This is a genomic window from Anaerosalibacter bizertensis, assembly GCF_009696605.1.
Taxonomy (GTDB): domain Bacteria; phylum Bacillota; class Clostridia; order Tissierellales; family Sporanaerobacteraceae; genus Anaerosalibacter; species Anaerosalibacter bizertensis.
On sequence record NZ_VULR01000009.1, the window covers coordinates 56798 to 75484 of the forward strand.

At 28.5% G+C, this 18687-nt stretch carries 17 protein-coding genes; 14 read left to right on the top strand and 3 right to left on the bottom strand.

What is annotated here, in order from left to right:
* Positions 1-15: 15 nt before the first annotated feature.
* Complete coding sequence (locus FYJ27_RS12915; protein ID WP_264291979.1) at positions 16-147, bottom strand: hypothetical protein; 132 nt, start codon at positions 145-147, stop codon at positions 16-18.
* 665 nt (positions 148-812) lie between these two features.
* Here FYJ27_RS12915 and FYJ27_RS07815 point away from each other — a divergent pair.
* Together FYJ27_RS07815 and FYJ27_RS07820 are read left to right on the top strand one after the other, a co-directional pair.
* A complete protein-coding gene (locus FYJ27_RS07815; protein ID WP_154484290.1) occupies positions 813-1202 on the top strand; it encodes a universal stress protein in 390 nt (129 codons plus the stop codon).
* Positions 1203-1377: 175 nt separating this feature from the next.
* On the top strand, positions 1378-2421 hold the full coding sequence (locus tag FYJ27_RS07820; protein WP_154484291.1) for an ATP-binding protein: 1044 nt from the start codon (positions 1378-1380) through the stop codon (positions 2419-2421).
* A 25-nt stretch (positions 2422-2446) separates the two neighbouring features.
* Here FYJ27_RS07820 and FYJ27_RS07825 read toward each other — a convergent pair whose 3' ends face one another.
* Positions 2447-3334 (bottom strand): alanyl-tRNA editing protein, encoded by an 888-nt coding sequence (locus FYJ27_RS07825; protein ID WP_154484292.1) that lies wholly within the window; start codon positions 3332-3334, stop codon positions 2447-2449.
* Positions 3335-3501: 167 nt separating this feature from the next.
* On the opposite strand from FYJ27_RS07825, the gene FYJ27_RS07830 reads away from it, so the two are divergent.
* Together FYJ27_RS07830 and holA are read left to right on the top strand one after the other, a co-directional pair.
* On the top strand, positions 3502-5970 hold the full coding sequence (locus FYJ27_RS07830) for a DNA internalization-related competence protein ComEC/Rec2 (RefSeq protein ID WP_154484293.1): 2469 nt from the start codon (positions 3502-3504) through the stop codon (positions 5968-5970).
* On the top strand, positions 5960-7009 hold the full coding sequence (gene holA, locus FYJ27_RS07835) for a DNA polymerase III subunit delta (protein WP_154484294.1): 1050 nt from the start codon (positions 5960-5962) through the stop codon (positions 7007-7009). The genes FYJ27_RS07830 and holA overlap by 11 nt, the downstream gene beginning before the upstream one ends.
* Before the next feature lie 69 nt (positions 7010-7078).
* Here the strand turns inward: holA and rpsT are convergent, their stop codons facing one another.
* Positions 7079-7354 (bottom strand): 30S ribosomal protein S20, encoded by a 276-nt coding sequence (gene rpsT, locus FYJ27_RS07840; RefSeq protein WP_216384821.1) that lies wholly within the window; start codon positions 7352-7354, stop codon positions 7079-7081.
* Positions 7355-7477: 123 nt separating this feature from the next.
* Between rpsT and gpr the strand changes: the two genes are divergently transcribed.
* From gpr to dnaJ, 10 genes are all read left to right on the top strand, one after another.
* Complete coding sequence (gene gpr, locus FYJ27_RS07845; protein WP_154484296.1) at positions 7478-8452, top strand: GPR endopeptidase; 975 nt, start codon at positions 7478-7480, stop codon at positions 8450-8452.
* Between the two features lie 119 nt (positions 8453-8571).
* Positions 8572-9759 (top strand): stage II sporulation protein P, encoded by a 1188-nt coding sequence (spoIIP, locus tag FYJ27_RS07850; protein ID WP_154484297.1) that lies wholly within the window; start codon positions 8572-8574, stop codon positions 9757-9759.
* Between the two features lie 69 nt (positions 9760-9828).
* Positions 9829-10377, top strand: coding sequence for a signal peptidase I (gene lepB / locus FYJ27_RS07855; RefSeq protein WP_154484298.1), 549 nt, complete (start codon positions 9829-9831; stop codon positions 10375-10377).
* 44 nt (positions 10378-10421) lie between these two features.
* Positions 10422-10697: a hypothetical protein gene (locus tag FYJ27_RS07860; protein WP_154484299.1), complete on the top strand. Its 276-nt coding sequence runs from the start codon at positions 10422-10424 to the stop codon at positions 10695-10697.
* A gap of 88 nt (positions 10698-10785) precedes the next feature.
* Positions 10786-12600 carry a translation elongation factor 4 gene (lepA, locus tag FYJ27_RS07865; protein ID WP_154484300.1) on the top strand — a complete coding sequence of 605 codons (1815 nt, stop codon included), beginning with the start codon at positions 10786-10788 and terminating at the stop codon, positions 12598-12600.
* A gap of 38 nt (positions 12601-12638) precedes the next feature.
* Positions 12639-13775 carry a radical SAM family heme chaperone HemW gene (hemW, locus tag FYJ27_RS07870; protein ID WP_154484301.1) on the top strand — a complete coding sequence of 379 codons (1137 nt, stop codon included), beginning with the start codon at positions 12639-12641 and terminating at the stop codon, positions 13773-13775.
* A 138-nt stretch (positions 13776-13913) separates the two neighbouring features.
* Positions 13914-14960 (top strand): heat-inducible transcriptional repressor HrcA, encoded by a 1047-nt coding sequence (gene hrcA, locus FYJ27_RS07875; RefSeq protein ID WP_154484302.1) that lies wholly within the window; start codon positions 13914-13916, stop codon positions 14958-14960.
* Between the two features lie 73 nt (positions 14961-15033).
* Positions 15034-15588, top strand: coding sequence for a nucleotide exchange factor GrpE (gene grpE, locus FYJ27_RS07880; RefSeq protein WP_154484303.1), 555 nt, complete (start codon positions 15034-15036; stop codon positions 15586-15588).
* A gap of 30 nt (positions 15589-15618) precedes the next feature.
* Positions 15619-17460: a molecular chaperone DnaK gene (dnaK, locus tag FYJ27_RS07885; RefSeq protein WP_154484304.1), complete on the top strand. Its 1842-nt coding sequence runs from the start codon at positions 15619-15621 to the stop codon at positions 17458-17460.
* Positions 17461-17556: 96 nt separating this feature from the next.
* Positions 17557-18672 carry a molecular chaperone DnaJ gene (gene dnaJ / locus FYJ27_RS07890; RefSeq protein WP_154484305.1) on the top strand — a complete coding sequence of 372 codons (1116 nt, stop codon included), beginning with the start codon at positions 17557-17559 and terminating at the stop codon, positions 18670-18672.
* The last annotated feature ends 15 nt before the right edge of the window (positions 18673-18687 follow it).

The following is an 18687-nucleotide window of genomic DNA, read 5'->3' on the forward strand; positions in this document are numbered from 1 at the left end:
ATTTAATATATTGATTTAATATCTTCTTCCACTATCACAGTTACAGAATATTATTACAAGTAATAGGAAGAAAAAAAGTAGTGAATTATCAAAGTCATCCCTATCAGGTCTTCTATCTCTTCCAAGTTCAGAATTCAATTCAGCCATAAACACACCTCCTCTTTTATTAAGAAAAGTCTGGGCTTTTAACAATTACGACCAAAATCACAGTTACAGAATATTATTACGAGCAATAGAAAGAAGAAAAGTAGGGAATCATCAACATTGCCTCTTCTACCAAACATATAAACACCTCCTATTAGCGATTTAAGTTTCTATATAAATTATGCTAGAATCTCTTAAAGTGTGAAATAAAATTATTATGGAGATTTAATAGAAGTTTTAATATATGTAATAAAATATGACAAAATTAGTGGCTATTGAAAATTAAGTCGGGGAAAGTTCCCCGACTTATTTTTTAGCTTATTAATATCTATAACCACAGTTACAGAATAAAACTACAAGTAATAGAAAGAAGAAAAGTAGAGAATCATCAAAACCTCCACAACCTCTGCGTCCTAAATTGTCAACCATTTATAGCACCTCCTAACATAATCAAGGGATTTCAATAGCAAAGATGAAATGTTAAACTAAAATTAAGGTTAGGCTAAAACCCTAATATAGAATATGCTAGTATGATAAAAATTGTTAATAGTAGCTAATAAAAATAATATTAATAAGTATTCGTTTAATAGAAATATAAAAAAAGCTTTAAAAATAAAATAACATGATATAATAATATAGGCTGTACTCTTTTAAAAGGGGGATTTTTTATGAAAAATAAAGAAACTAAAAATATTATGGTATGCGTAACTCAGCAAAAAACTTGTGAAAGATTAATAGTAAATGGCTATAGTATGAAAGAGAAAGAGGAAGATAAATTATATGTAATACATGTAGTAAATGAAAAAGACAAATTTTTAGATAAGAATAGCGATGGTGAAGCTTTAGAATACTTATTTAATGTATCAAAAAAAGTGGGAGCTGATTTGGCTGTTTTAAGATCAAAAGATGTAGTAAAGACTATTAAAGATTTTGCAAATGAGAACAATATAACCCATATCCTAATGGGAGCTTCTCCAGAACCAGATAAAAGAGAGAGTCAAAATATTACTTTTAAATTACAGCAAGCATTGTCTGAAGTAGAATTTATTGTACTTTAGAAGAAACTTTTAATTTCACGATAAATTTATGTAAAATAGAACATTTATATCGCTAAATATATAATTTATCTCTAAATTATATATTTAGTCCATATTTTAAAAAATATATTATGATACAAAATATTTTATTTACATAAACTAATTATATAAATAAAATATTTAAGGAGGATTTTTTATGTCGGAAATTAGAAGAGTTTTTCCAGGAGGCAATACTTCACAAGGATTTTTTTCCTACCATAAATATATTTTAAATGAGGGTAGAACTTTTATCTTAAAAGGTGGCCCAGGTTCTGGAAAATCTTCCCTAATGAAAAATATAGCAAATGAGATGCTTAAGCATAACCTTTCTATAGAATATCACCATTGTGCTTCAGATAAAAGTTCTATAGATGGTATAGTTATAAAAGAATTGAAAGTAGCAATACTAGATGGAACAGCGCCACATATTTTAGAGCCTAAACTAGTAGGATTGTCAGATGATATAATAGATCTTGGAAGATATATAGACAGATCAAAGCTATTTGAGAACAAAGAAGAAATATTAGAAGCTAAGGGAAACAACAAAAGTTGCTACAGAAAAACCTATTCTTATTTCAGAGCAGCAAAGGAAATATTAAATGAAATAGTATATGCAAATAGTGGCAAAGTAGATTTTGGAGGTATTAATAGATTAATATATGATTTAAAAGAAGATATATATGGCAATGAAACACTTAATCATATAGGTGAGGAAAGGCATTTATTTAATAGAGCCTTTACTCCTAGTGGTATAGCAGATTATACAGATACTCTTTTAAAGGATAGAAAAGTATACTATATAAACGCAGAATATGGTACTGGCAAATCCACCCTCATGGATATAATTTCCAAAGAAGGACTTTTAAGAGGGTATAATATAGAAATATATCATGAACCTTTAATTCCACAAAAAATAAACACTATAATCATATCAGAACTAAATTTAGCACTTTCTGTAGCTGACTATGCAAAAAATAATCACTACAAAAAAATAGATTTAAATCAATTTTTAAAAGGGGATACTAAAAACCAAGAAGACTATAATACTTTTAATAATCTAATAGATAGAGGAGTATATAGTTTATCTAAAGCGAAAAAGAATCATGATATATTAGAAGAAGCTTATCACCCAGCTATAGATTTTAATGGAATAGAAAAAGAAAGAGAAAAAATAATAAAACAAATAATGACTATAGCATAGAAGAAAAAAGTCACATCCTATTAAATTAGGAGTGACTTTTTTCTTCTGGCAAATCTTTAGCTTTATATTTCAATAATTCTTCTTTTAAATCCCTATTTTCTTTTTCCAATTTTTCTTTTTCTAAGTACAGTTTTTCAATCTTTTCATAAATATCTGTATCTTTTGAAGACAGAAGGGTGGATATACTATTTATACAATCATTTTTCCAAGCATAGTCTTTTAAAGCTCTATTTCCGCATACAAATTCCACACGAACATTTCCTTTATACTTTTCCCAATTCCTTATTTTAATCATCCCTATTTCTCCTGTGCTTCTATGGTGGGTTCCACAACAAGGAGAATAGTCCATACCGTCAATTTCTACAATTCTAATATCAGACCTTACATTAGGATATTTCCTTATAGGAACTTTATCTATATCCTTTTTTCCTATAATATAGGTTTTTATATCAAAATTAGAGTATATGACTTTGTTTGCAAAATCCTCTACTTTTACTATATCCTCCTTTTTAAGTTTAGGAATGTCAATATCTATATAGACACAAGTTTTACCAAGATAAAAACCTATAGTTTCAGCACCATAGAGCTTATAAAATATAGAAGAAAGAAGGTGTTGGCCTGAATGTTGTTGCATATAATCAAGCCTTGTATTCCAGTCTATAGAGAGTTGAACTTTGTCACTAAGAATATTTTCTTTTATTACATGTATTATATCGTCGCCTTCTTCATAAACATCTATTACTTCTAATCCATTGATAGTACCTTTGTCTCTAGGTTGTCCTCCCTTTAAATTTGGATAAAATATAGTTCTATTTAACTTTAAATAAAATTTATTGTTCATATATTTTTTATCTACAATTCTAGCACTAATTTCTCTCAAATAAGGATTTTCTAGATAAATATGCTCCGTCATACTTTCACCTCATTTATTTTATTCTAATTAACATTTTATCATTTTTTTAAAAAAAGAGTAGGTCTGAAAATATATTACTATGATATAATTTAGATATAAAATCATATATTTGTCCTCTATCTAAATATAATATACCCTTAAATTAAGGATAAAAGGAAGGGATATATTTGAAAAAGCCTTTTATAATCATTACAATCCCTATGATATTGGGAATAATATTTTCCTATTATTTAAAAATTAATAGTTCTTTTCTCTTAATTATTATACTAACAAGCTTTCTAATATTCTTGTGTTCAATTATATTTGGGTTTTTTAAAAAAAGATACATAATAATTCTTTTCTTTGCAATTGGTATCTTAATAACTTATATGAAACTTGAAAGTAGTACATTGATAAAATTCTCAGATAAGGATATAGAATTAGAGGGAAATATAAGTGAAATAATATATAATGAAAAAGACATTAGTAAATATATTCTAAATGTTGAAAAGATAGTAGATGATGGAGTTTCATACTTTCTAAATGAGAAATTGTCTTTAAAGGTCATTGGGGAAAACAAATTTGAAGTAGGAGATAAAGTCCTACTATCTGGAGTACTTAAAAGGCCAAATAAAAATACAAACCCTAAATTATTTAATTATAGATTATACCTTCAAACTAGAGGAATTTATACAACTATTACAGTAAAAAAACATGAAATTAATAAAGTAGACGAAAAAACTTTACCTTGGTATGAAAATATGAAATTAAACTTCACAGATCATGTGGAATTAGCTTGCGAAACATATTTAGAAAAACAAAATAGCTCTATTATGAAAGCCATACTATTAGGACAATCTTCTTATCTAGAAGAACAAGAATACAATAAATTCAAAGACCTAGGATTGACTCATATTATGGCAGTATCAGGATTACATATAGGCATTATATCTATATTTTTAATTACATTCCTTGCTTATTTAGGTGTAGAGAGAAAAACAAATACTATTTTAACCCTAATAATTATCTGGATATATGGATTTTTAATTGGATATCCTCCATCAGTTTTACGGGCCTTAATTATGTTTACCTTATTGTTTTATTCAAAAGTTATTTTTAGGAGATATGATTCAATAAATACCCTGTTTTTTGCCATGTTTATAATTCTTTCAATAAATCCACTATGGTTATTCGATATCGGTTTTCAACTATCTTTTGGAGCAACTTTTTTTATAACTTTTTTAACACCTATACTGAGGACAAAATTTTATCCATATAATAAGAAACTTGGGACTTCTCTCTATGCTATATTATCAGTACAAATAGGACTAGCCCCTATACTTTTTTATTATTTCAACAGTATTTCTATAATAAGCATTCTAGGAAATTTTATACTTATTCCTATATTATCAAAATCTGTAGTATTAGGATTTTCATTGTTGCTATTTTCATATTTCAGTAGTGGAATTTCATCAATCATTAGAAAAATATTAAATCTATTACTAAATATAAACTATTTTATTTCTGAGGGAATTTATGGGCTACCTTTAGGAAAGATTAGATTTTCCTCTCCCAATATAATAGAGGTATTTCTATATTACTTTATTGTATTTTCTATATTTAAAATCATTAAACTAGATGTATTTGATAATTTTACCAATAAGGCTATTATTTTTTATTTGATTATATGTATATTATTTACTGCCATTATTCCTTTTATTGAAAATGGAGTATGTATCCATTTTATAGACGTAGGGCAAGGAGATTGTATATTAATAGAAGATGGAAATAGATTCTATCTAGTAGATACAGGAGGAAGTATTTTTGGTAATTTTGATATAGGAGAAAATATTTTATTGCCTTATCTAGTTAAAAAAGGTATATTTACATTAGATGGAGTCTTTATAACCCATTTTCATGATGATCACTGTAAAAGCTTATCGACCCTTATAAAAAACATAAATATAAAAAAAGTATTTATAGGATATGAAAATAAAGATAATAAACTGTATACTAATATAGTGAATACTTCTAGGGAAGAATCTGTACCTATATATAAACTATCTAAAGGTGATAAAGTTTTTATTAATGAAGATTCATACATAGAGGTTTTAAGTCCTTTAGAAGAATTCATATCGAAAAATAGAGAAAATGAAAACAATCTTTCCTTAGTATTGCTCCTTAGAAGTTTTGGAAGAAAAACTTTATTAACTGGGGATATAGAAGAAGCTGCAGAAACACATTTATTAGAAAATATGAGTGGCAAGAAGGGGAAAATAGATTTTTTGAAAGTCCCTCATCATGGTAGCAACACATCATCAGGAGAAAATTTTATAGACTTTTTCCACCCGGACTATGCTTTTATACAGGTAGGAGAAAACAATAGTTTTAATCATCCTAGTGAAGAAGTATTGAAAAGATATGAAAGAAGGAATATAAAAGTTTTTAGAACCGATGAGTCAGGACTTATCACCTTAAGTATAATGCCTAAAGAATTTAATATTTCTATTTATAATAGGGATAGATTATCTATTGGTGATATAGTTATAGATTATGGACTTGAAATAAATTTTACTATAATATATTTAGTGTTAAGTTATATTATTATTAAGAGAAATTCCTATTTATTTGAGGAGTTGGATATATATGAGATTTGAAGATTTTATAAAGGATATGAGAGAAGATAAAATAAAATCTGTTTATCTTTTTTATGGAGAAGAAGATTATTTAATAGATTATTCAATAAAATCATTGAAAGAAAAATATGTTAATGAAGGGTTAGAGACTTTAAATTATATAGTATTAGATGGGGACAATATAGAAATGAGCCATATTTATGATGCCTGTGAAACCCTACCTTTTATGTCAGAAAAGAAGGTAGTTATTATAAAAAATTTAGGGATTTTTGGAAGCAAGACAAAAGGACAAGGGGCAGAGTATTTCAATCAAAAAAAAGATGAGCTAAAAAACTATATTTCAACATTAGAAGACTATATATGCCTTGTATTTGTAGAGAAAAACACCAATATTGATAAAAGAAAAGGGATTATAAAAAGTATTAATAAATTTGGAAGGGTTATAGAATTTACTAAACTTAAAGGCAGAGATTTAAATAATTGGATAGAAAAAGTTTTTAAAAAATATGGAAAAATTATATCTTATAATAATATAAATTATTTTATTCAACATTCTTCTTATTTTGATAGGGATATAAATAAGAGTCTGTATGACTTAGAAAATGAAATAATTAAATTAGTTAATTTTACAGGAGATAGGAAAGAAATCAATGTAAAGGACATAGATGAAGTTATGACTAAATCTTTAGATACAAATATATTTAATTTACTCAATAGTATTGGAGAAAAAGATATTAACAATTCACTAAAAGTTTTCCATGAAATGTGTGTTTCTAATGAACCTATACCTTTAATATTACATATGATTATTAGACAGTTAAGACTAATACTTATGCTAAAGCTGCTAAAAGAAAAAGGTTATGATAAAAGAACTATCATGGGAAAACTTAGGATTGGTGACTATCAGTATAAAATATTTTCTAATCAAAGTAAGAACTTTTCAAATGCCAAATTAGAAGAATCACTGAATCTGTGTTTAGAATCTGATGAAAATATAAAAACTGGCGTTATGGATGATAAGCTTGCTTTAGAAATGCTAATAGTTAGAATGTGTAGTTAGGTAAACAATGGTTCAATAAAATAATATTTAATAAATAAAAAAACTTCGGGTCATCACCGAAGTTTTATATTACATAGCTTTATCTTCTTTTGCGTTTAATCTTTTTGTTAGATTACTAACTTTTCTAGAAGCAGTATTTTTATGAATAGTATTTTTAACAACTGCTTTCTTCAACTTTTTGTCTATAAGTTTAAGTAATTCTCTAGCTTCATCTAAATTATCATTTTCTACTGCTTCGTCAAATTTCTTAATATATGTTTTAATTTCAGATTTTCTCGCTTTATTTACTTCAGTTTTTCTTGCAGTGATACCAATTCTTTTCTTAGCAGATTTAATATTTGCCACAGTTTCACCTCCCAACCTAACAAAAAATATTTTACCATGAAGAAGGATAAAAAGCAAGGCAAAATAGTTTTTAAAATAATAGGCATAATAAATATAAATTAGATTTTAAGAAGGAGGGAATAAATGTTTCAAGTAAGAACAGATTTAGCAATAGAATCAAGAGAATTATATAAAGAAAGAACGAGGCAAGAAGTACCAGGAGTAGAAGTAAATAAAGAAGAAAAAGAGGATATCAGTATTACAAGGGTTAAGATATTGGATAAAATAGGTGAAGAAAAAATGGGAAAACCTATAGGAAATTATATAACTATAGAAGTGCCCAAGTTAAAAAATCCAGATGAAGCTTTGAAAGAAGAAGTAAGTATACAATTGGCAAAAGAAATTAAAGATTTAATAAAAAATGATAACAAAACTAAAGCATTAATAGTTGGATTAGGGAATTGGAATGTAACACCAGATGCCCTAGGTCCTAAAGTAGTTGAAAAGGTTTTAGTTACAAGACATTTTTTCTTAGCATATAAAAAAGATGAAGATGAAACTATGGCCAATGTATCTGCACTATCTCCAGGAGTAATGGGAACTACAGGGATAGAAACAGGAGAAATAGTAAAAGGTGTTGTAGAAAAAACTAATCCAGATATAGTTATAGCCGTAGATGCATTAGCTTCTAGAAATATGGATAGGATTAGTACTACTATACAAATATCAGACACTGGTATAAACCCAGGAAGCGGTGTTGGCAATAAAAGACAGGGGTTAAATGAAGAATATTTAAAAGTGCCAGTAATAGCCATAGGAATTCCCACTGTAGTAGATGCAGCTACTATGATAAATGATACTATGAATTTAATAGTTAATTCTATGAAAGAAGAAGCAGAAGTAGGTACAGAATTTTATTCAATGCTTGAAAAACTATCAGAAAGTGAAAAATACACTTTAATAAAAGAAGTACTAGAGCCTTTTATGCCCAATACTATTGTAACTCCAAAAGAAGTAGATGAGATTATAGATAACCTTTCAGTAATAATAGCAAATGGATTGAATATATCCCTTCATCCAGGAATAGATTTGAAAGATGTGAATAGATATATAAGGTAAGTCCAATAGTTGGCTTACCTTATATTTTTTTCATATAAATATTTATATAGAATATATTTTTATAACGGCTTTTTAAATTGAAAGGATAAAATAAACTAAAAATTGAGGAGTGCATTAATATGTGGGTAAAAACTCAGAGGACAAGAGTAGACTATTTAATTTTTGCTTTATTATGTATGCTGATTTTTTTAATAGGCTCAACTATAGTAATGAAATTTGTAAAAAGTGATGGAAAGAATGTAGTAGATGAGAAAACTACAGATGTAGAAACCATAGAAGTTTTTAACTATGATAAAGATGTAATAGAAAATATAGATAAGTTTTTCTTAAAAATATTATCTAATTCTAACTCATCTATGAGTTTATTTTTAAAACAAAAAATTAAGAACAAAGAAGACATATCTTTTAGTATAATGGAGAATATCCCTGAAATTTTTAATATAGACGATTATATAAAATCACAATTTCCAGCTGCATTTACTTTTTTAGAAAAAGAGAAAGGAATATCTATTAAAGGATTTGAAAACAAGAAAAGACCAGAGATTTTAGAAGATATTGTATTTATAGATGATATGATGGAAAAAGAAGAAGGAGAGCTTTTAGAAGAAGAAAAATTAACAGAAAAAGATAAGGAAGGAATCCCTAAAGCAGAAGGGATAAAAACTTTTAAAGCAAATAAGAACGAGCCCTACATAGCCATATATCACACTCATGGAACAGAAGCTTATTTACCTATAAAGCAAAATCAATACCACACCCAAGATAAAAAATATAATGTTTTAACTATAGGAGAAATAATTGAAAAAAAATTAGAAAGCAATGGACATAAGGTTTTACATATAGAAACATTCCATGACATACCTTCTTATAACAAATCTTATGCAAAGTCATTAAATACAATTAATGCTAAAATGAAAGAGCAACAAAATTTAAAAGTAGTATTTGATGTTCATAGAGATGGAGTATCAGAAAATGCCAGTTATAAAAATAAAGCCCTTTCTCAATCAAAGATAAAAATAGATGGAAAAGATGTAGCAACATTTTCAATAGTAATAGGACCTGAATCTCCAAATAAAGATGAAGTATTAAAGTTTGCTAAATATATAAAACAAGTTTCGGATACAATGTATCCAGGCCTTTGTAAAGGGATCATTATTAAACCAAAAGGAAAATTCAATCAGTTTGTATCGGATCACTATGCATTAATAGAAGTAGGAAGCAATTTAAATACTATTGATGAAGCTAAGGAATCTGCTAAAGTAATTGGTGAAATTCTAAGTATAGTTATTGAAAATCTCCAAGAATAGTTTTACTTTTTTTTATAGAAGAAAAATGTTATAATATAGTAAATTGGTTAGACATTAGGAGGGGTTTCAATGGATGAAGATAAAAAAAAGAAAGCGAAGAAAGAAGCTATGGAATGGATAAAAAGTATAGTTTTTGCAATAGTTGTAGCTATTTTAATTAAGACCTTTATATTTAACACCACCTATGTTCTAGGAAGTTCAATGTATCCTACCCTTCAAGAAAGAGATAGACTTTTTACAAATAAGATAACTATGTATTTTTCAAAACCAGATAGAGGAGATATAGTAGTATTAAAAGCGCCAGATAATCCAGACAAAGATTATATAAAAAGGGTTGTTGGTATAGAAGGAGATATAATCGAGATTAAAAATGGGAGTGTATATCTAAATGAACAATTATTAGAAGAAAAATATATAGGTGAAGGGGCATATACCCACACTTATGACAAAAGCTATTGGGAAGTACCAGAAGGATATGTGTTTGTATTAGGAGATAATAGAGAAGAAGGTGCAAGTAAAGATAGCAGAAGCTTTGGCTGTATTCCTGTAGATACTATAAAAGGAAAGGCAGATTTTAGATATTTTCCCTTTAACGATAGATTTGGAAAGTTAAAATAGTATAAAATAGGAAAAAATTGTCCATAATAATTATGGTGATTATTATGGAAACTAGGATGGAAAGAACCAAAAGAAGGAAAAAAGAAAAAAGAAAAAAGTTTTTCAGAAGATTTATTGTTTATGCTTCCATTGCTCTACTTTTTTTAGGATTAATTGCAACTGAAAAAGCAATTAAAGATTTGTCTAGAGAAAATACAGGAAAAATGTTTTTTATAGATTTAGGAAATGGAGAATTTAATATACAATTATTTGGAAAAAACTATAATTTAAATTATTTTAAAGAGGTTTTAAATAAAATATATAAGAAAGTGCTTAAATGACCAGTTAAATCTGGTCATTTAATTTACATATACTCTTTTTTTTGCTATAATTGTCTCAGATTATTCTCATACTCTAAGGAGGAAAAATATGCATAAAGATAAGCAGAAAAGAATAAGAAACTTTTCTATAGTGGCACATATTGACCATGGAAAATCTACTCTAGCAGATAGATTAATAGAAAAAACAGGTCTTTTAACATCTAGAGAAATGCATGATCAAATGTTGGACAACATGGAATTAGAAAAAGAAAGAGGAATAACTATTAAGCTAAAAGCTATAAGGCTTATATATAAAGCTAAAGATGGTGAAGAATATATTTTCAACTTAATAGATACTCCAGGGCATGTTGATTTTAACTATGAAGTTTCAAGAAGCCTTGCAGCCTGTGAAGGAGCGATATTGGTTATTGATTCAACTCAAGGCATAGAGGCTCAAACATTAGCAAATGTCTATTTAGCCTTAGACCAGGATCTTGAAATAGTTCCTATTATAAATAAAATAGACTTACCAAGTGCAAGACCAGAAGAAGTAAAACAGGAAGTAGAAGATGTAATAGGAATAGACTGCTCAGATGCACCATTAGTTTCAGCAAAGAATGGTATAAATATAGAAGATGTATTAGAAAAAATAGTTTCAGACGTTCCAGCACCAGAAGGAGACGTAGAGGCACCTCTTAAGGCATTGATCTTCGATTCATATTATGATACCTATAAAGGGGTAGTAGCCTATATAAGGGTATTTGAAGGATCTATAAAACCAGGTATGGAGATAGAAATGATGTCTACAGGAAATATATATGAAGTTGCAGAAGTTGGTATAAATGCATCAAAACAAATATCTGTAGATAAATTAGAAGCGGGAGATGTAGGTTATGTAACGGCAAGTATGAAGAACGTAAAGGATGCAAGAGTGGGAGATACAATTACAAGCCATGAAAATCCTACAGACAAACCTCTTCCTGGATATAAAAAAGTTGTACCTATGGTATATTGCGGAATATACCCATCAGAAGGAGAAGACTTTAACTCAGTAAGAGAAGCTTTAGAGAAGTTACAGGTAAATGATGCAAGTTTAGTATTTGAACCAGAGACGTCTGCAGCCTTAGGTTTTGGATTTAGATGTGGATTTTTAGGACTTCTTCATATGGAAATTGTTCAAGAAAGATTGGAAAGAGAATTTAATTTAAATATAATTGCTACTGCACCAAGTGTAATATATAAAGTAAAAAAAAGTGATGGGAGTATGCTTTCTATTCAAAATCCTTCAAATCTTCCACCAGAATCAGAAATAGAGTATATGGAAGAGCCTATTGTAGAAGCATCTATAATGACTCCATCAGATTATGTTGGAGCAGTAATGGAATTGTGTCAAGATAGAAGGGGAACTTTCAAAAATATGGAATACTTAGAAGAGACAAGGGTTGTTATGCATTATGAACTTCCATTAAATGAAGTTATATACGATTTCTTTGATGCATTAAAATCAAAGACAAGAGGTTATGCTTCCCTTGACTACGAACTAAAAGGTTACAAACCTTCAGAATTAGTTAAATTAGATATACTGATAAATGAAGAACTTGTAGATGCATTCTCACTAATAGTTCATAAAGAAAAAGCTTATGAAAGAGGAAGGAATATAGCTGAAAAACTTAAAGATGTAATACCAAGACATCAATTTGCTATACCTATTCAAGCAGCAATAGGTTCAAAAATAATAGCTAGGGAAACAGTAAAGGCATTAAGAAAAGATGTACTAGCTAAATGTTACGGTGGAGATATAACTAGGAAGAAAAAATTATTAGAAAAGCAAAAAGAGGGTAAAAAAAGAATGAGACAAATAGGAAATGTAGAGATACCTCAAGAAGCATTTTTATCTGTATTAAAATACGATGACAAGAAATAATGTACACAAATTGTGTACATTATATTTTGGAGGTAAATATGAAAGAATTGGCGTTATATATTCATATTCCTTTCTGTAAAAGTAAATGCTATTATTGTGACTTTAATTCTTTTTCCAATAAAAATGAGTTGATATCGGATTATATAGATTATTTAATAAGAGAGATAAGACTATATTCTAGTAAAGTAGAAGATCATTCGTTAAAGACCATATTTATTGGTGGAGGCACACCTTCATTTATAAGAGGAGAATATATATATAAATTATTGAACAAAACATATGAAGTATTTAATATAGATAGCTTAGAAGAAATATCTATAGAATTAAATCCAAAGACTGTAGATGAGGAAAAGTTAAAAATATATAAAGAAATAGGAATAAATAGGGTTAGTATAGGGGTACAATCTTTAAACGATCACATTCTAAAAAAAATAGGAAGAATTCATAAAGCAAAAGATTTCTTTGAAATATATGAACTTTTAAGGAAAATAGATTTTTCTAATATAAATGTAGATTTAATTTCTGGATTGCCTGATCAAACTAAAGGAGATATTATATCTACACTAGAAACTATGAATAACTTAGAAGTAGACCATATATCTTTTTATAGTTTAATAATAGAAGAAGGAACAAAGTTTTATAATTGGTATAATAATGGGAAGCTAATATTGCCTGATGAAGAAGAAGAAAGAGATATGTATCATGAAGGAATAAAATATTTAAAATCTAAAGGTTATAATCATTATGAAATATCTAATTTAGCTAAAGAAGGCTATGAGTGTATGCATAATCTGTTTTACTGGAAACTAAAACCCTATATTGGAATAGGAACTGGCTCCCATTCTAATATTGAAGGATTAAGATATTGGAATTTTACAGATTTTAATAAATATTTTAATTCTATATCTAGAAATGAACTTCCTATAGAAGGAAATGAGGTTATAGATAAAACCATGGAAATGGCCGAGTATACAATCTTAGGACTTAGACTAATAGATGGAATATATATGAAAGATTTTTTTAGAAGATTCAATATTTCGATAAAAGAAGTCTATGGAGATATTTTAAACAAACACTTTAAAAATGGTCTTCTTAATATAGAAGGAGATAATATAAGATTAACCGAGAAAGGCTTAGATTTATCCAATTTAATCTTTGTTGATTTGATTCCTTAAAATAAATAAATTCATAAAAGCTATTGACAAATTTTAATAGTAATGGTAACTTTAAAATATAAGCATTAGCACTCATTTAATGAGAGTGCTAATAAACCCTTTGTTATAATTAAAATAACATATAATTGGGGTGATGAAATGTTAGATGAAAGAAAGTTAAGGGTTCTTAATGCCATAATAAATAGCTATATTATTAGTGCAGAGCCTATTGGTTCTAGAACTATATCTAAAAGATATGATCTTGGAGTCAGTTCAGCAACTATAAGAAACGAAATGTCAGATTTAGAAGAACTAGGATATTTAAATAAACCTTATACATCTGCTGGAAGGGTTCCTTCAGATAAAGCTTATAGATTATATGTAAACACTCTTATGAAACAAGTTAAATCTAGAAGTTTATTAAATGATAGAAACGTAAGAAAAAAGATTAAAAAACATTTATTGAGAGAAGCAGGGGAAGTAGAACAATTAATCCAGAATGCAGCAAAGATACTTTCGGAGATAACCAACTATACTGCTTTGGCTGTAGCACCCCAATTTAAACAGAGTACATTAAAGCATATACAATTAATATCTATAGATGATGATAAAATATTAGTAGTTATAGTAAGTGATTCAGGAGTAGTTAAAAATACTATTTTTAAAGTGGAAAATAATATACCAGAAAATCAATTAGTCCTTATATCTAATTTTCTAAATGAAAAACTTAAAGGTCTTACCTTAGAAGAAATAGGTAATGAAATGGATGCAGAAATATTTAAAGAAATGTATCAATTTAAAAATATTATACAAAATATCATACCTATTATTAATCAATCGTTAGAAGATATGGAAGATGTAGAACTATATGCAGATGGTGTAACAAATATATTAAATTTTCCAGAGTATAGTGATGTAGCTAAAGCAAAGACTTTCCTAGGATTTATGGAAGATAAGGATTCAGTAGCAAATATGCTTTTGAAAAATACATTTGATGACTTTGAAATAAGTATAGGTAATGAGAATATTTGTGAAGAAATTAAAGATTGTAGCCTAATAACTGCAACTTATAAATTAAATGGTCAGACTATAGGAAAGATTGGAGTAATAGGACCTACAAGAATGGATTATATCACAGTAATAAGTTCAGTTAAGCTTCTTTCTATTAATTTAAATGAGATAATAGATAGTTTCTTTATAAAATAATAGGGTGTAAGTTAAACTTACACTCTATTTAGAGTTAGAGTTAGGGACATAGTAGGAAATAAGAGGTGATTGTATGGATATTAAAGAGGATAAGCTTAAAGAGGAAATGAATGATGAAGAAAAAGAAGAGGTAGCAGACGAAGTTGAGAAAAAAACAGAAGATGCTGCAAAAGCTAAGGAAGAAACAGAGAAGGAAAGTAGCAGTGGAAAGGAATTAGAAGAGCTTAATGAAAGGTATTTAAGACTTCAAGCAGATTTTGTTAACTATAAAAAGAGGGTAGAAAAAGAAAAAGAATCAATATATTCTTATGCTTCAGAAGAAATTATAAACTCTCTTTTACCAATAGTGGATAATTTTGAAAGAGCACTTTCAAGTAGCTCTAATAAAGAAGATAGTTTTTATGAAGGAATGGATATGATATATAAACAGTTGTTAGAAGTTCTTGGGAAGAATGGGCTTGAAGAAATAGAAGCTCTTCATTGTGAATTTGATCCTAATTATCATCATGCAGTATTTCAGGAAGAATCTGAAGAACATGAAGAAGGAATAGTTTTAGAAGTATTCCAAAAAGGATACAAATTGAATGATAAAGTTATAAGACCTAGTATGGTCAAGGTTGCCAAATAAAGAAAAATTGAAAATTAAGGAGGAATTTATATGGGAAAAATTATAGGAATTGACTTAGGAACTACAAACTCATGTGTTTCTGTTATGGAAGGTGGAGAAGCTACAGTTATTCCTAATGCGGAAGGTAATAGAACGACTCCATCTATAGTAGCATTTACAAAAGATGGTGAAAGATTAGTTGGAGAGACTGCAAAAAGACAAGCTATAACTAACCCAGAGAGGACTATTATGTCTATTAAGAGAGAAATGGGTAGTGATTATAAAATAGATATTGATGGTAAAACATATACACCTCAAGATATTTCAGCAATGATTTTACAAAAATTAAAATCAGATGCGGAAAATTACTTAGGAGAAACAGTAACAGATGCAGTTATTACTGTTCCAGCATACTTTACAGATAGTCAAAGACAAGCAACTAAAGATGCAGGAAAAATTGCAGGTTTAAATGTAAAAAGAATTATAAATGAACCTACAGCTGCATCCCTTGCTTATGGTATGGATAAAGAAGAAGCTCAACATAAAATAATGGTATTTGACTTAGGTGGAGGAACTTTTGACGTATCTATACTAGAATTAGGAGATGGAGTATTTGAAGTAGTATCAACTAGAGGAAATAACCATTTAGGTGGAGATGATTTTGACCAAGCATTAATCGATTATATGGCAGAAGAATTTAAAAAAGAAAATGGTATAGATTTAAGAGAAGATAAAATGGCTCTTCAAAGATTAAAAGAAGCAGCAGAAAAAGCTAAAAAAGAATTATCAAGTACAATGACTACAAATGTAAACTTACCATTTGTTACAGCAACACAAAGCGGACCATTACATCTAAATATGGATATTTCTAGAGCTAAATTTGAAGAATTAACTTCAAATCTAATTGAAAAAAGTCTTGAACCAGTTAGATTAGCATTAAAAGATGGTGGATTGTCACCACAAGATATAGATAGGGTTATTTTAGTAGGAGGTTCTACAAGAATTCCAGCAGTTCAAGAAGCAGTTAAAAAGCTTATAGGAAAGGAGCCACACAAAGGTGTAAATCCTGATGAAGCTGTAGCTATTGGGGCTGCAATTCAAGGTGGAGTGCTAAGTGGAGAAGTTAAAGATTTATTATTGCTTGATGTAACACCATTATCTCTAGGAATTGAAACTTTAGGAGGAGTAACTACAAAGTTAATTGAAAGAAATACTACAATACCTACAAAAAAGAGCCAAATATTCACAACAGCAGCTGATAATCAAACTTCTGTTGATATACATGTACTACAAGGTGAAAGAGAAATGGCTCAAGATAACGTAACATTAGGTAGATTCCAACTTACAGGTATCCCACCAGCACCAAGAGGAGTACCACAAATAGAAGTTACATTTGATATAGATGCCAATGGTATAGTAAATGTTTCTGCTAAAGACTTAGGAACAGGAAAAGAACAAAAAATAACTATTACATCTTCAACTAACCTATCAGATGAAGATATTGAAAGAAAAGTCAAGGAAGCAGAAAAATTCGCAGAAGAAGATAAGAAGAAGAAAGAAAAAGTAGAAGTTAGAAACAATGCAGATTCAATGATATTCCAGACAGAAAAAGTATTAAAAGAAATGGAAGGAAAAATTTCTGCAGATGAAAAAGCTAAAGTTGAAGATAGATTAGAAGCATTGAAGAAAGCACTTGAAGGCGATGATACAGAAGATATTAAGAAGAAAACTGAGGAACTTACAAATGAATTCCATGCTATATCTCAAAAAATGTATGAACAAGCAGCACAACAGCAACAAGCTCAACAAGGTGCTGATGGAAGCCAAGATTCAAATGATGATGACGATGTAGTAGATGCAGACTATGAAGTTGTAGATGATGATGATAAATAAATTAAAAAAATCAAAGCTAAATGATATCATTTAGCTTTGATTTTTGATAGAATATCTTTGAAGAATTTTTAATAGAGTTTGAAAGTTGGTGAAATATTGGCAAAAAAAGATTATTATGAAGTTTTAAATGTATCTAAAGATGCTACAGATGCGGACATAAAAAAAGCCTATAGAAAATTAGCAAAAAAATATCATCCAGACTTAAATCAAGGTAATAAAGAAGAAGCAGAGCAGAAATTTAAAGAAGTAAGTGAAGCTTATGAAGTATTAAGCGATCAAGAAAAGAGGGCTAGATATGACAGGTTTGGCCACTCTGGTGTAGATGGACAAACAGGAGGATTTGACGGTTTTGGAGATATATTTGATGATATATTCGATATATTTGGTGGTGGCTTTTCAACTTCTTCAAGAAAGAAACCAGGACCAAGAAAAGGTCCAGATATTAGATATGATCTTAATTTAGAGTTTAAGGAAGCTGTTTTTGGAGTTGAAAAAGAGATACAAATTAGGAAGGTAGAAGATTGTTCTACTTGCAGTGGTAGTGGAGTAAAGCCAGGAAGTAGCAAATCTACATGTTCTCAATGTAATGGAACAGGAGAAGTAAGATATTCTCAAAATACCCCTTTTGGACAATTTGTAAGAGTTGGTACATGTGATGCATGTAATGGAACAGGAGAAATAATTAAAGATAAATGTACAACTTGTGATGGTACAGGAAAGGTAAGGAAGTCCAATAAGATTAAAGTGAAGATTCCAGCAGGGGTAAATAATGGTTCCATTATATCTTTAAAAGGGGAAGGTCATGCAGGAGAAAGAGGAGGCCCTCCTGGAGACTTATATATCTATATAAGGGTAAAACCTCATGAATTCTTTAGAAGAGAAGGAAACGATATTTACTGTGATATTCCAATTACTTTTACTCAAGCAGCTTTAGGTGCAGAAATAGAAGTTCCTACATTAAAAGAAACTGTAAAACACCATATTCCTGCAGGTACACAAACTGGGACTCAATTTAAGTTGAAAAATAAAGGGGTTCCAAATGTAAGGGGCTATGGACAAGGGGATTTTTATTTTAAAGTAGAAGTTAAAGTTCCTAAAAAACTTAATGAAAAACAGAAGGAACTTTTAAAGGAATTTGCAAAGGAAAGTGGAGAATATCTTAAAGATGAAAAGAAAGGCTTATTTGATAAATTCAAGGATGCTTTTAATTAAAAAAGCAATCACTCT

Coding starts and splice junctions, on each gene's coding strand:
- FYJ27_RS12915 (WP_264291979.1), bottom strand. CDS start 147: ATGGCTGAATTGAATTCTGAACTTGGAAGAGATAGAAGACCTGATAGG.
- FYJ27_RS07815 (WP_154484290.1), top strand. CDS start 813: ATGAAAAATAAAGAAACTAAAAATATTATGGTATGCGTAACTCAGCAA.
- FYJ27_RS07820 (WP_154484291.1), top strand. CDS start 1,378: ATGTCGGAAATTAGAAGAGTTTTTCCAGGAGGCAATACTTCACAAGGA.
- FYJ27_RS07825 (WP_154484292.1), bottom strand. CDS start 3,334: ATGACGGAGCATATTTATCTAGAAAATCCTTATTTGAGAGAAATTAGT.
- holA (WP_154484294.1), top strand. CDS start 5,960: ATGAGATTTGAAGATTTTATAAAGGATATGAGAGAAGATAAAATAAAA.
- gpr (WP_154484296.1), top strand. CDS start 7,478: ATGTTTCAAGTAAGAACAGATTTAGCAATAGAATCAAGAGAATTATAT.
- spoIIP (WP_154484297.1), top strand. CDS start 8,572: ATGTGGGTAAAAACTCAGAGGACAAGAGTAGACTATTTAATTTTTGCT.
- lepB (WP_154484298.1), top strand. CDS start 9,829: ATGGATGAAGATAAAAAAAAGAAAGCGAAGAAAGAAGCTATGGAATGG.
- FYJ27_RS07860 (WP_154484299.1), top strand. CDS start 10,422: ATGGAAACTAGGATGGAAAGAACCAAAAGAAGGAAAAAAGAAAAAAGA.
- lepA (WP_154484300.1), top strand. CDS start 10,786: ATGCATAAAGATAAGCAGAAAAGAATAAGAAACTTTTCTATAGTGGCA.
- hemW (WP_154484301.1), top strand. CDS start 12,639: ATGAAAGAATTGGCGTTATATATTCATATTCCTTTCTGTAAAAGTAAA.
- hrcA (WP_154484302.1), top strand. CDS start 13,914: ATGTTAGATGAAAGAAAGTTAAGGGTTCTTAATGCCATAATAAATAGC.
- grpE (WP_154484303.1), top strand. CDS start 15,034: ATGGATATTAAAGAGGATAAGCTTAAAGAGGAAATGAATGATGAAGAA.
- dnaK (WP_154484304.1), top strand. CDS start 15,619: ATGGGAAAAATTATAGGAATTGACTTAGGAACTACAAACTCATGTGTT.